The organism is Pseudoalteromonas sp. SR45-6 (assembly GCF_014163545.1).
GTDB classification, from domain to species: Bacteria; Pseudomonadota; Gammaproteobacteria; order Enterobacterales; family Alteromonadaceae; genus Pseudoalteromonas; species Pseudoalteromonas rhizosphaerae.
The window spans coordinates 1-13,588 of the sequence record NZ_JACJDM010000037.1 but is presented as its reverse complement, the minus strand read 5'-3'; the positions used below and the strand labels follow the sequence as shown (position 1 = coordinate 13,588).

At 40.1% G+C, this 13,588-nt stretch carries 12 protein-coding genes; 5 read left to right on the top strand and 7 right to left on the bottom strand.

All coding sequences use genetic code 11. The features are described from left to right. Window positions 1–152: 152 nt before the first annotated feature. The 5 genes from mrcB to H5158_RS15235 all read right to left on the bottom strand — a co-directional run bounded on the left by mrcB (window position 153) and on the right by H5158_RS15235 (window position 6,237). Entirely contained in the window at window positions 153–2,501 is a 2,349-nt protein-coding gene (mrcB, locus tag H5158_RS15255; protein ID WP_182719121.1) for a penicillin-binding protein 1B, read from the bottom strand. A gap of 411 nt (window positions 2,502–2,912) precedes the next feature. Beyond that, on the bottom strand, window positions 2,913–3,074 hold the full coding sequence (locus H5158_RS15250; RefSeq protein WP_145241282.1) for a YqaE/Pmp3 family membrane protein: 162 nt from the start codon (window positions 3,072–3,074) through the stop codon (window positions 2,913–2,915). A gap of 176 nt (window positions 3,075–3,250) precedes the next feature. Beyond that, complete coding sequence (locus tag H5158_RS15245) at window positions 3,251–4,480, bottom strand: ammonium transporter (protein ID WP_182719122.1); 1,230 nt, start codon at window positions 4,478–4,480, stop codon at window positions 3,251–3,253. 9 nt (window positions 4,481–4,489) lie between these two features. After that, the gene (locus H5158_RS15240; protein WP_149982054.1) at window positions 4,490–4,828 is read right to left on the bottom strand and encodes a P-II family nitrogen regulator; all 339 of its coding nucleotides are present in this window, start codon (window positions 4,826–4,828) and stop codon (window positions 4,490–4,492) included. A gap of 176 nt (window positions 4,829–5,004) precedes the next feature. Further along, entirely contained in the window at window positions 5,005–6,237 is a 1,233-nt protein-coding gene (locus H5158_RS15235) for a diguanylate cyclase (protein WP_149982055.1), read from the bottom strand. A 265-nt stretch (window positions 6,238–6,502) separates the two neighbouring features. Here H5158_RS15235 and H5158_RS15230 point away from each other — a divergent pair, with 265 nt between their 5' ends. The 5 genes from H5158_RS15230 to serA all read left to right on the top strand — a co-directional run bounded on the left by H5158_RS15230 (window position 6,503) and on the right by serA (window position 11,249). Then, window positions 6,503–8,020 carry a S10 family peptidase gene (locus H5158_RS15230; protein WP_182719123.1) on the top strand — a complete coding sequence of 506 codons (1,518 nt, stop codon included), beginning with the start codon at window positions 6,503–6,505 and terminating at the stop codon, window positions 8,018–8,020. Window positions 8,021–8,127: 107 nt separating this feature from the next. After that, window positions 8,128–8,682: a hypothetical protein gene (locus tag H5158_RS15225; protein WP_182740357.1), complete on the top strand. Its 555-nt coding sequence runs from the start codon at window positions 8,128–8,130 to the stop codon at window positions 8,680–8,682. 20 nt (window positions 8,683–8,702) lie between these two features. Beyond that, window positions 8,703–9,299: a 5-formyltetrahydrofolate cyclo-ligase gene (locus H5158_RS15220; RefSeq protein ID WP_182719125.1), complete on the top strand. Its 597-nt coding sequence runs from the start codon at window positions 8,703–8,705 to the stop codon at window positions 9,297–9,299. A 53-nt stretch (window positions 9,300–9,352) separates the two neighbouring features. Next, on the top strand, window positions 9,353–10,006 hold the full coding sequence (gene rpiA, locus H5158_RS15215; protein WP_145241270.1) for a ribose-5-phosphate isomerase RpiA: 654 nt from the start codon (window positions 9,353–9,355) through the stop codon (window positions 10,004–10,006). Between the two features lie 13 nt (window positions 10,007–10,019). Then, window positions 10,020–11,249 (top strand): phosphoglycerate dehydrogenase, encoded by a 1,230-nt coding sequence (gene serA, locus H5158_RS15210; RefSeq protein ID WP_145241268.1) that lies wholly within the window; start codon window positions 10,020–10,022, stop codon window positions 11,247–11,249. A 251-nt stretch (window positions 11,250–11,500) separates the two neighbouring features. Here serA and H5158_RS15205 read toward each other — a convergent pair whose 3' ends face one another. Next, window positions 11,501–12,049, bottom strand: coding sequence for an alpha/beta hydrolase (locus tag H5158_RS15205; protein WP_310736252.1), 549 nt, complete (start codon window positions 12,047–12,049; stop codon window positions 11,501–11,503). Between the two features lie 142 nt (window positions 12,050–12,191). After that, window positions 12,192–12,728: a hypothetical protein gene (locus H5158_RS15200; protein WP_182740356.1), complete on the bottom strand. Its 537-nt coding sequence runs from the start codon at window positions 12,726–12,728 to the stop codon at window positions 12,192–12,194. Window positions 12,729–13,588: the final 860 nt, after the last annotated feature.

Here is a 13,588-nt window from a genome sequence, read left to right as displayed (position 1 = left end):
TTTTATTCCTACACGGTGTAGGTTTAAGGAACATATCTTTAAAGCGTAAACTAGTCAATACTCAATTTTGCAGTGCTAGTAGAATCAAATTAGTTTTAACACCTGCTTTGTTATGTATTTAAAACAACCTAAATATCGTAATCAAGAGCAGCTTAGTTACAGCTTGGCCTTGGCTCAAATTCACTGGCTCTAAGTGGCAGTTGAATTACTTTACCGCAGCCCGGTGGCGCTTGCTTACCCGTTAATTCATTAATAAAAGCCCAGCGAATTGAAGGCGGACGAGTATCTGCTATTGCCTCAGGGTTGAGCGGCTTAAGATAACGAATATACGTTTCTAATGCACCAACACTGCCCGTTAAGCCTGTACTTTTATTATCATCACGACCAAGCCAAGCAACGGTTACTGTATTTTGATCAAACCCTGCATACCAACTATCACGTAGATCATTACTGGTGCCCGTTTTACCAGCCAGCTGAATTGATGGGAAATGGGCATTTAAACGTTTAGCAGTGCCATCTTTAGTGACTCGCTTCATCGCGTATTTAGTCATATAAACAGCGGCTTTATCAAAACGCGGTTCAGAACTAACTTGGTGCTGATAAAGCACCCGCCCAACAGAGTCGGTTAATGCCGAAATAGATGTTAATTGACGGTATTCGCCATCAGCCGCCAACGTGGTATAAAGCTGTGCGACTTCAAAGCTCGACATTTCAACGGCACCAAGCAGTAATGATGGATAATGTGATATTTGCTCTTTAGCGCCGAGTTTATTAAGTGTATTCGCGACTTTATCAACCCCGACATCAAGTCCCAAGTTGACCGCAGGAATATTGATACTTTGACTAAACGCTTTATATAGTGGCAGCATACCGCGATATTGATGATCAAAATTCTCTGGTTGCCATACTTTGCCTTGCTCATTAGTCACTTGTACTGGCGAGTCATCTAACAAAGTAGCTAAGTTATAATGCGGTAAACCCAAAGCTGTCAAATACACAGCCGGTTTAACTAACGAGCCTATGTTGCGCTTAGTATCAAGTACGCGGTTAAAACCTAAAAAGCGCGGATCGCGTCCCGCAACTAAAGCAGATATACCGCCTTTCTCTACATTCACTGAGATCATCGCCGCTTCAAGCTGCTCTGTCGTGGCGCGTTTTTCAAGGTAAGGTAGGCTTTTTTCAATTGCCTCTTCCATTGCCGCTTGTTTTTGGAGATCAAAATAAGTGAATACACGCACGCCCGCATCGAGTACTTCTTGGTCCGGTAGTAATTTTTTCAGCTCACGATCCACCAGCTCTAAATAACCAGGATACGATTTAGGCAAGCTGTCTTTCATAGGTGCAATATCAATTGGCCGCTTTAATGCAGCACGGTATTCGCGGGTATCAATTAATTTATTATCAACCATCAAACGTAGCACTAAATCACGACGTTCCATAGTGCGTTCAGGATAACGGCGTGGATTATAATATGAAGGGCCTTTCACCATCGCAACGAGTAGTGCAATTTGATCGAATTCAAGCTCATCAACAGGCTTAGAGAAGTAAAACTCAGAAGCTAAGCCCATGCCATGCACACCTTGGTTATACGATTGACCAAGGTATACTTCGTTTAGATAAGCTTCTAAAATTTGATCTTTTGAATAGCGATAATCTAAAATTAACGCGATCAACGCTTCGTTAAATTTACGGACCAGCGTACGATCACGGGTTAAATAAATATTTTTTGCCAGCTGCTGGGTTAACGTACTACCGCCTTGAACTGTACGCCCTGCTTTAATATTGCTGTATAAAGCCCGCATAATCGAAAACACGGATACACCGTGGTGCTGATAAAAGTTCTGATCTTCAACCACTAATAATGTATCTGTAAGCATCGGCGGGAATTTATCCAACGGCACAAACTCTCGATCTTGTTTTGAATCATTGCCTATGCGCGCAATTTGTACTGGCTCTAATCGAGCATTGTTTAAACGCCTGCCAAACTTATCTTTAATACTCGCGAGTTTTTGTCCTGCAAAGCGTAACTCAATAACCTGTGCTTGCTCTAAGCCATCATAAAATTCAAATTCACGACGGAAGATTTTAATACTATCGCCCGCCTTTACATACTGACCGGTACGACTTAACTGATTGACTGATGAATAGTTTAGCCTATCCAGTTCCCACACAACTTCTTGACTAGATAAGAATTGTCCAGGGTAAAAACCCATTGCTCGTGCATAAACTTGTGCTGGTAATTGCCATTTATTGCCTTCAAATTGACGCGTAATTTTGGCGTCCAGATAAATTAAATATAAGCCCATCGCAACAATGCCAGCTAAGCTTAGTTTCCAAAAAATAGACCAGACTTTGCGACCAATTCCACGTTTTTTTATATTCGCTGCAGACGTATTTTTAGTCGAAGTTTTTTTCACCGACTTAGACGCTGTGCTTGGTGCTTTCTTTGCCGGGCGTTTTGATGGAGTTTTAGTGGAGCGGGAGTCTTTTTTATCAGCCATTGACGTTGCTATTTATTTCCAGAGTTTAATTTACAGGTGCGAGCTTAGCATATAGCTATATACCCAAGCCACCTCAAGATGCAGAATTCAGCGTTTCACAGGGGCTTAATATCAAGGCGTTACTTTGCAAGAATGGTAATCCCTTCTAAGAAGTAACAACGCTGAGAGTAAGTTCCTGTGAAACGCCCAAGGGGTTGGTTTAAATGCGATTTATACTGCGTTATTGATTTTAGCAATAGAACCACTATTACTTGCAATCAATGCCTTACCTAAATCGCTTTTAATTCCAACTGAAACTCGCTTCTTTAGGTGGTTTGGGTATATTACACCTGCAAAATTAACCTTGACTGAAACTACTTGCCCCGAACTTTGGGCATTAAATTTTTTAACCTCAGTTGCGGTGGCTTCATTTTAGCGTGTACACAACCACAATGAGTGGATCATTGCCGGTATAAAAAATATAAAGCACAAGACAATATTAATAATCAAATCTTTACCCACACCCGCTTTCAAAAACACAGCAACAGGTGGTAAAAATATAGACAAAATAATCAGTAATAGTTTGTTATCCATGCTTAACCTTATTTGTAGTTGGAGTGATTTTAAGCATAGTTACTTATTGTGATTTTTGCTGTTTTAATAAACTTTAATTAAAAAAATTTAGCCTCTGCGTATATACAAAAAAAGCCCTAATCTAAATTAGGGCTTTGCTTTGAACACACAATGATTTTAAAACTTTTTACTTTTACTTAGTTACTGCGTACCGAAACAAACTCAGGGTAAGCATCAATGCCACAATCGTGTTGATCCATACCGTTTAATTCTTCTTCCTCTGTTACCCGGATCCCCATGGTTTTCTTCAGTATTGTCCACACAATAAGTGAAGCAATAAATACAAAACCTAAGATACATACTAAGCCAATTAACTGGTTAACTAGGGTTGCATCAGTATTTGATACTGGCACTAAGATAATACCCAAGATACCGCACACACCGTGCACTGAGATAGCACCTACAGGGTCATCAATTTTAACTTTGTCTAGTGCTACAATGCTGAACACCACTAATGAACCACCTAAAATACCCAGTAAACAAGCAAGTAAAGGCGACGGTGATAATGGATCTGCGGTGATAACAACCAAGCCAGCAAGCGCACCATTAAGTACCATAGTTAAATCTGCTTTACCCCATAACACTTTACAAACAAACAGTGAAGCAATGGCACCGGTTGCCGCAGCAGCGTTAGTATTTAATAATATTTTACCAACTGCAGTCGCGTTTTCAGCATCAGAGATAAGTAGTTGTGAACCACCATTAAAGCCAAACCAACCCATCCATAAAATAAATGTACCTAATGTAGCCAATGGTAAGTTAGAGCCTGGAATTGGATAAATTTCACCATTTTTACCATATTTACCTTTGCGAGCGCCGAGCATTAATACACCGGCAAGTGCTGCAGCAGCACCTGTGCCGTGAACAATGGCTGAGCCTGCAAAATCAACAAAACCCATTTCAGATAAGAAACCGCCACCCCATGTCCAGTAACCTTCAACTGGGTAGATAAAACCAGTTAACACTACCGCAAAGGCTAGAAAAGCCCACAACTTCATGCGTTCAGCAACCGCACCCGATACAATCGACATAGCGGTTGCAACAAATACGACTTGAAAGAAAAAGTCAGATTCTAAAGAATGATTAGCATCAGCGGCTTGGGTGCCAATAAGCCCACCTAGAGATGGAATTAAGCCACCTTCAGCGTTGTCTACATACATAATGTTGTAGCCAACTAGTAAGAACATGGTACATGCGATGGCATAGAGCGCCACGTTCTTAGTTAAAATTTCAGTGGTATTTTTTGAACGCACTAAGCCCGCTTCGAGCATGGCAAAACCTGCTGCCATCCACATTACTAAAATACCCGACATTAAAAAATAAAATGTATCTAACGAAAACTTGAGTTCTACGATCGTGTTTTCCATAAAGCCCCCTTAAATTGCTTCTTCATCTAATTCACCCGTACGGATACGGACAATTTGATCTAAGTCGTAAACGAAAATTTTGCCGTCGCCAATTTTGCCTGTTGCTGCAATTTTGGTAATGGTCTCAACGACCCGTTGACAATTTTCGGTACGAGTAGCAATTTCCAGTTTAATTTTAGGAATAAAATCAACTTGATATTCAGCTCCACGGTACAACTCTGTATGACCGCGTTGACGACCAAAACCTTTGACGTCAACAACCGTCATCCCCTCAATGCCTAAATCAGCTAGCGCTTCTCGCACATCATCTAATTTGAATGGCTTTATTATTGCACTAATCATTTTCATAGTGGCCCCCTTCGGACGCTTATTGTTATCCTGTTTGCTAAGACAATCCAACCTTTGTGCCACTATTTTTAACGTTTTAAAAACAACAAATTACATAATAAAAACAAATTACCCGCATAAAAAATGCACCATATAGGTGCATTTTTTTAACATCTTAACTGTACTGGTGCAGCAATCTAGTTTTGTCTGACGACACAGTCTCTACTTTGTTCTTTAGCTTGATACAAAGCTTTATCAGCTAAGCGCATGGCACTTGTTAACGTAACATTTTGAAATTTTGTTAAACCAATACTCACCGTAATTGTAAATGCATCACCATTGATCACAAAATCATACTCAGACAACCGCACTCTAAACGCTTCAAGTAACTGGTAAGCTTGATCTAAATCTACATCAGTTAATACAATGGCAAACTCTTCCCCCCCCACGCGTGCAACGGTAAAATCTTTAAACGAACTACGTAATAAAGACGCCACTTGCTTTAATGCCTGATCTCCAGCTTCATGGCCAAATTTATCATTGATTGCTTTGAAAAAATCAATATCAAGTAATGCTAAACTATTGTTACGCGAGGTTTCTTTTAGCCGTTTTTCAGCAAATTGATAAAAATAACGGCGATTATAAAGGTTGGTTAAATCATCGCGAAAGGCACTTTCTTTAATATCTGCGATCAGTGACAGCTGCTCCATAGTCTGTAATACACGACAATGAAACTCTTCATTCATAAAGGGTTTGGTTAAAAAATCATTCGCGCCGAATTTAATAAACCGTGCTGATAAACCATGCTTACCCGCACCTGATAAGCCAATAATCGCTAAATCATCACGACCACGAAAATTTCGCACCGCTTTAACAAGCTCAAAACCATCCATTGTCGGCATCGCATAATCAGTTAGTAATAATTTAATCTCTGGATCATTTTTCAGTATTTTTAAAGCTTGCTCACCATCATGCGCATCTTGTACATCAAATAGCTGTTTTTCGAGCATTTGTTTCATTAATGAACGGCTTAAACGAGAATCATCAGCAATTAAGGCTTTGCAACCTTGGTTACGTAATAGCTGAGCGACTAATTTAACCGCATAATGATAAGAATCACGATTATCTTTTATTACATAATCGACTACCCCAAGCTCTAATATTTGCTGGCGTTTATATTCATCAATGGTAGATGTTAGTACTACGGTAGGGATCATTTGGTCTAAAGTATATTTAACAACTTCGCCATTCATCGCATCAGGCAGGGTTAAATCGACCAAAGCAAGCGTATACTGATGTTTTGCAATGAACTCTTTGGTCTCGGCAAGTGACCAAGCAAAATCGACAGCAACATCAAGATAATGAGCTGATAAGTGCCGCAAAACCTGCTGGACCACTTTACTATCTTCAACAACTAAAACTCTTTGCATATATCTTCTCTACACTTCAGGTGGACATTGCGAGGGTAAACTTTTTACGAGTAAAAACTAAAAGTCATAATAAGCAGTAATATACTTTATTATCAGCTTGAGCAAAATATATTGCTGAATATATACGCATAAAATAGAGTATTTACGTTACTGATAATATTTATGTCTAATGCTCACCGATTAATATCGTCGTCTAGTCTCATTCCCTTTGTTATTTACAAAAAAATTATCTTTAATAGGTTAACTATTGTTTAAAGGATCCACCATGAAGCTTATCAGTATCATTAGTGTCTCTGTGGCCATACTTACTTTGAGTGTAAGCACAGCCAGTTATGCAGAAAATCAACGTCGTATCGATGTCGATAGTAAAGTTGTCACCGAACATAAAGCGCGCATCAATGGCGAGCGTTTTTCATATACCGCAACCACAGGCACACAACCGGTATGGGATGACAAAGGCGATGCCGTTGCAACATTGCAATACACTTATTATGAACGCGATAAAGTTGACGATCGCACTAAACGCCCATTGTTAATTTCGTTTAATGGCGGACCTGGCTCTGCATCTGTATGGATGCACTTAGCCTATACTGGACCACGGGTATTAAAAATTGATGACGAAGGCTACCCTATTCAACCGTATGGTGTGAAAGACAACCCATACTCAGTGCTTGATGTTGCTGATATTGTTTACGTTAACCCAGTAAACACTGGCTACTCGCGTATTCTTGAAAACGATAAGGGTGAATTACCAAGTAAAGAAGCGCAAAAAAGCATGTTTTTTGGTGTCAATGCCGACATTAAATACCTAGCAGAATGGTTAAACACCTTTGTAAATCGCACTGAGCGCTGGCGCTCACCTAAATTTTTAATTGGTGAGAGCTACGGCACAACCCGCGTATCAGGGCTTGCCCATGAATTACAAAACAGTCAATGGATGTATATCAATGGTGTTGTGCTGGTTTCACCAACAGACATTGGTATTAAACGCGACGGTCCAATAAAAGCGGCTAACCGTCTACCTTACTTTGCTGCAACGGCGTGGTATCACAAAGCTTTAAGCCCAGCATTGCAAGCTAAAGATTTAGATGAATTACTGCCAGAAGTTGAAGACTTTACCGTTAACAAGCTAATTCCTGCACTTGCTAAAGGTGGCTTTATTAATGATGAAGAAAAACGCGCTATCATTAAACAAATGGCACTGTATGCCGGTGTATCTGAAAAGTTTGTTGCGCAAAACAACCTTGATATTCCTACCAACTTCTTTTGGAAAGAACTACTACGTGAGCGCGGTCAAACGTTAGGCCGTTTAGATTCGCGCTATTTAGGCATGGACAAGCGTGACGCTGGCGAATCTCCAGACTACTGGGCTGAGCTAACATCATGGTTGCATTCATTTACACCAGCCATTAATCACTACTTGCGTGAAGAGCTTAACTATAAAACTGACGTAAAATATAACCTGTTTGGTAATGTACACCCGTGGGATCGCAGCAATAATAATACCGGTGAAAATCTGCGTTTAGCAATGGCGCAAAACCCATACCTCAATGTGATGATCCAATCAGGCTACTATGATGGTGCCACTAACTACTTTGATGCTAAATACACTTTATGGCAACTAGATCCAAGTAGTAAAATGCGTGATCGCCTAAGCTTTAAAGGCTACCGCAGTGGCCACATGATGTATTTACGCCATGCAGATTTAGAAACATCAAATAACGATTTACGTGATTTTATTTTACAGTCACTACCAAAAGAAGGTGAAGCTGCGAAGTATTAAACAGCGCTTAAAACCACAGGATTAAAAAAGCCCGTTTTTACGGGCTTTTGTTTATCGATAATTCGGATATACTCAAACTATTGATTTTACGTTTTTGGAAAACACAGATGACTGAAAACTTCCGTGTTATGTATGCAGGTCTAGCTCAAGATATTGAGCGATCGAATGCGATTAAACAACTGGCTGTAAAGCTCAAAGCCCCTGAAAGTAAAGTAGCTGCATTTTTTGAAAACAACCCCCTATTTGCCCCTTGTGAAAAAGAAAAAGCACTCAAGCAAGCAAAGCTACTTGCCAGCGTAGGCATCAAAAGTAAACTGCAACCAATAAACAATGCACCAGCGGTAAGTAGCAGCGATGCAACCAGCCAGCGAGATGAGCGTATTTTTAACGCCCTTGATTACATCACCAGTAGTTTAATTCGCATCGAAGAAAAGCTCGACGATCTAGAGCAACGCTTACCAGCCACCACCCAACAACCAGATCCTGATGAAGGCGACGAGTGGCAAACTGACGACCTATTGCTAGATGAAGAGCTGACAACGCCGATCAAAAAACGCAGTAACATGCTGCTGTATTCACTTATAGCTATGGTTGTTGTCTTGCTTGTAGTACTGGGATTGTCGTTTGCATTCCCTGATTTATTCAGTTTTATGGATAATTAACAGATAAAGCAAAAATAAATATGAGCGAAAAAAGAGCACTGATCCGCCAAAAAATCCGTAAAGCACGTAATTCACTGTCAAAATTTGAGCAAGAAATTGCCGCAGAATCGCTTAAAGTGAATTTTACTCAACACTTAAAACAGCAAAAAACTATTAAAAACGCCCATATTGGCATTTATTTTAGCAATGACGCAGAGCTAGATACCTCATTGTTAATAAAAGACCTTTGGACTAAAAACCACACCCTTTACCTACCCGTTATTCACCCATTTAACGGCACTACTTTATACTTTCAGCGCTATGAAGAAAATTCACCCATGAGGGCAAATCGCTATGGTATCTTGGAGCCTAAGTTAAATTGTAGTCAGATATGCCCACTTGCTGAGCTTGATTATCTGCTAATGCCATTAGTTGCATTTGATGATAACGGTAACCGGTTAGGGATGGGGGGTGGCTTTTATGATAAAACTTTGGCGCGCTACGAAAAAGAAAACTGGCATAAACCACAACTGATTGGCCTTGCACATCAATGCCAACATGTTCCAAGTTTACCGGTTGAATCGTGGGATGTACCATTAAATTACATAATCACACCACAGAAAATCTACCATTGGTAAGCAATTTATTTATATACTAATGGCAATCCCTCTCACCTATTGAGCACATAATCATGACACAAGATGAATTAAAAAAAGCAGCTGCTTGGGCTGCACTCGAATTTGTAAAAAAAGACACCATTGTGGGTGTTGGCACAGGCTCAACTGTAAACCATTTTATTGATGCATTAGGCTCAGTAAAAGACACCATACGCGGTGTGGTATCAAGTTCTGACGCTTCAACCGAAAAACTAAAAGCACTCGGTCTTGAAGTATTTGAACTCAATGATGTTGATGCCCTTGACGTGTACGTTGATGGCGCAGATGAAATAAATGCGCTGAACGAAATGATCAAAGGCGGTGGCGCAGCACTAACCCGCGAAAAAATAGTCGCAGCTGTAGCAAAACAATTTGTATGTATTGTTGATGAAACAAAAATAGTGGACACCTTGGGTGAATTTCCACTGCCGGTAGAAGTTATTCCAATGGCACGCAGTTATGTTGCTCGTGAATTGCTTAAACTAGGCGGCGATCCAGTTTATCGCCATGGCGTGGTAACAGATAATGGTAACGTTATTTTAGACGTACATAACTTGTCGATCAGCCAAGCAAAAGATTTAGAGCTGACAATTAACCAAATTGTTGGCGTAGTAACCAACGGCTTATTTGCCCACCGTGGCGCAGATAAAGTGATTATCGGTACCAAAAATGGGCCGCAAATTAGATAAATAGGATGAGGATATGAGTAAGGTATCGTTAGCAAAAGACAAAATTAAAATTCTTTTGCTTGAAGGTGTACATCAAAGCGCTGTAGAAACGCTAAAACGTAACGGCTACAGCAATATCGATTATGTAAAAACCTCATTGCCTGAGGACGAACTAATTGAGCGCATTAAAGATGTGCATTTTGTAGGCCTTCGTTCTCGTACTCATATTTCTGAAGCTGTACTTGAAGCGGCAGAAAAACTGGTTGCCGTTGGTTGTTTTTGTATCGGCACTAACCAAGTTGATTTAAGTGCCGCACGCAAGCGCGGTATTGCAGTATTCAACGCACCGTTTTCTAATACCCGCTCTGTTGCTGAGTTAGTACTTGGTGAAATTTTACTATTGTTCCGTGGTATTCCAGAGCGTAATGCCATTGCTCACCGTGGCGGCTGGTTAAAAACCGCCAATGGCTCATTTGAAGCCCGTGGTAAAACTCTAGGTATTATTGGTTATGGCCACATTGGTACGCAGCTAGGTATCATGGCTGAAAATATCGGTATGAACGTTGAGTTTTACGATATTGAAGACAAGCTAACCCTAGGTAATGCCACACAAGTACATAACCTAACGCAGCTACTGCAACGCGCTGATGTTATTAGCTTACACGTACCTGAAACACCGCAGACTAAAAACCTGATTGGTAGCGCGGAAATTTCAGTGATGAAGCAAGGTTCAATTTTGATCAACGCCTCACGCGGCACTGTAGTTGATATTGACGCCCTAGCAGAAGCACTTCGTGATAAAAAAATCAGCGGCGCTGCCATCGACGTATTCCCAGTTGAGCCAAAATCAAACGATGAAGAATTTGTATCGCCACTACGCGAATTCGACAACGTAATTTTAACACCACACATTGGTGGTTCAACTCAAGAAGCGCAAGAAAACATTGGTATAGAAGTAGCGGGTAAACTAGCAAAATACTCAGATAACGGCTCAACTATTACTGCTGTTAATTTCCCTGAAGTATCACTGCCAGAGCTTGCTAACCGTAGCCGTTTATTACACGTACACCACAACCGCCCAGGTGTGTTAACCCAAATTAACCAAGCGTTTGCCCAGCACGGCATCAACATCGCCGCGCAATACTTGCAAACAGACGAAGCGATTGGTTACGTAGTAATAGACGTAGATACCGACCACTCTGAAATAGCACTAAAAGAACTAAGTGCAGTAGAAGGTACGATCAGAGCACGTATTCTTCACTAACAGCTGTCAGCTGTCAGCTGGTCAAAAAATAAAAGCCGTGCTTGTTAAATCAAGCACGGCTTTTATTTGGATGAAGAATACTACGTTTTTTCAACCTTAGCCGATGAAATATTGCCAGTTTTATTGTCTATATTGAACAAGTTCCACTGCGGATACATCTTGCTGTATTTGCTTTAACGGCTCGCTCTTAAGTATATATTTCAACAACTCTGTCAAAAACTTCTCTATTACTAAATGCCTCAATGGAGGCGTTAGCGAGGGTTTTCCTCTACCAAAACCTTATTTAGAAACGACGCAAGTACGCTGCGCATTTCGTCTACCCAAGGGTGAAATAGCCAAAAGGTGTGCGGAGTATCGGGTATGGTATGTACTTGTTGATGGACGTTGTTTTTAATTAGCTGCGCTACAAAAGCATCTCTGCCAACATGAAAACGGTCATGGGAAGAGTTAATAAATAACGTTGCTGGAGTATGTTTACTTAAATATTCTACCGGCGAAACCGCATGCCAACGTTTTGGCTCTTGTGCATAACGCCCACCTAACCAAAGCGCTGCATAAGAAATCTTTCCAGGTTTATCTTCAAACATCCTAGCCGCTGTTGAGGTTAAATCAGCCACGCCGTCAATGTTCACGATTGCTTGCACTGCTTCGTAAGGCGATTTTGTATCGTGATTGGTACTCATGGCCCCGAATAACGTGGCCATATGAGCACCAGAAGACGCCCCTAACACCGCGATTTTTTTGGTATCTATCATATATAATTTATGATGTTGTTTTAGCCACTTAATCGCATCGTTGATATCTGCCGTAAGCTACTTGCTTAACAGCCACATCGACAGACGAAGTAAACGAATTTGTTTATTGATTTAGAATTGACCCTCACTGTATAAAAACGGTCAAAAAAATACTAGTGCCTATTGACAGAGTTTAGGCTCATATGTGTTATATGCCAAGTTCAGATATTTTCCTCAGTAAAGCAGAGTCTATTTCAGTGAGGATACTACGATGCTCATCATCTATGAATAAGGCATAAGGTTCTCTTTCGCCATCACTATTTTGCTTAGGAAGGGCAATAGCTTTCGAGTTAACATCTGGATTTATTACACTTGGCTTTGTGTAATACATGTTTGGGATAGAAATATCCATCATGAGTGGGAGATCATCTCTTCGTGGTGCATCAATACTTCTGTGGGCAGAGTACTTCATTCGGAAAGGAATCACCCTCTTTAATGCAGGAACCTCAGAATCTTGAGCAGCAATAAAATCTGATTTTAAGAAATAATAGATTTGGCCTATTCGGTTTAGGTAGGCAACAACCTCATGAAACCAATGAATATCGTCATCCTCTGATAGCAGATGCATGTAATTTTTAAAATGATAATCAAGCCCTTGCATAATGTACTTAACACCATGCACCTGCTGATAGTAAACCTCATGCTCTCTGAGAATTGCTATTTTATCAAGAATGCGGTTTAGCATAATTCTCCTTATTGGCATATAACGCCCCGATAAGCCGACGAAATGAGCACAGCGAGTTGAGGTCGGATTGATTGGTTTGTTAGCAGCCAACTGCATATTTAAACCTTATCGATTTTTATAATGTTATTTGAACTGCTTGGTATGAATGCAATAACAACACAACGACCATTTTTTATAAAGCTATCGTGTTGCCTATTAGCAAAAAAATACTTCTCAGTGCCATAATCATTGTACTTAAACGCAATACCTGAAATAGAAAATGACTCTGAACGGCTATTACTTTGGTTGACTTCATAATTAGCAATACAACCCTTAATTTTTTGAACTTCATTATTTTCTACAGCGAGTTTAACAGTATATAAATCGATGTAATTGAGAGAAGTGGATATTAATCCAAACGCAAATACCAGAGAAATAAATAGGAAGATGTATTTGCCTTTAACTTTTGTGACTTGTGATATTGCACTTATAAAAGGAGTATATTTTAACGCGACAAACAAAATTACAGAGGCGATTATATAACCAACCAGAAACAGGGGGTCTGAGTTTAGCCCTTCTATGTTGCTGACATAATAGGTGCTGATTGTCGGTTCTAAAATAATTGAATTCCTAAAGTTTTATCCACTTGGCTGCTAACGAGGCTGTAGAATAACTCGTTTTTAATTTATTTTTATTGATGTATTAACCATAGCCGAGTTCCTATTTTGATTCAATTGGTTACTTCGATTTTACGTGAAATATAAAAAGAGGATTTGCTGTTGCTTTAATGGGCGTTTTGGAAGGTATGACAGGTGTTTAAGTGGCTTATTTGGAGAGGTAGCAGCTTACCTTTATTAATGCGTCCTGTTTTGCAGCTTTTC

Coding starts and splice junctions, on each gene's coding strand:
- mrcB (WP_182719121.1), bottom strand. CDS start 2,501: ATGGCTGATAAAAAAGACTCCCGCTCCACTAAAACTCCATCAAAACGC.
- H5158_RS15200 (WP_182740356.1), bottom strand. CDS start 12,728: ATGCTAAACCGCATTCTTGATAAAATAGCAATTCTCAGAGAGCATGAG.
- H5158_RS15225 (WP_182740357.1), top strand. CDS start 8,128: ATGACTGAAAACTTCCGTGTTATGTATGCAGGTCTAGCTCAAGATATT.
- H5158_RS15220 (WP_182719125.1), top strand. CDS start 8,703: ATGAGCGAAAAAAGAGCACTGATCCGCCAAAAAATCCGTAAAGCACGT.
- serA (WP_145241268.1), top strand. CDS start 10,020: ATGAGTAAGGTATCGTTAGCAAAAGACAAAATTAAAATTCTTTTGCTT.
- rpiA (WP_145241270.1), top strand. CDS start 9,353: ATGACACAAGATGAATTAAAAAAAGCAGCTGCTTGGGCTGCACTCGAA.
- H5158_RS15250 (WP_145241282.1), bottom strand. CDS start 3,074: ATGGATAACAAACTATTACTGATTATTTTGTCTATATTTTTACCACCT.
- H5158_RS15240 (WP_149982054.1), bottom strand. CDS start 4,828: ATGAAAATGATTAGTGCAATAATAAAGCCATTCAAATTAGATGATGTG.
- H5158_RS15235 (WP_149982055.1), bottom strand. CDS start 6,237: ATGCAAAGAGTTTTAGTTGTTGAAGATAGTAAAGTGGTCCAGCAGGTT.
- H5158_RS15245 (WP_182719122.1), bottom strand. CDS start 4,480: ATGGAAAACACGATCGTAGAACTCAAGTTTTCGTTAGATACATTTTAT.
- H5158_RS15230 (WP_182719123.1), top strand. CDS start 6,503: ATGAAGCTTATCAGTATCATTAGTGTCTCTGTGGCCATACTTACTTTG.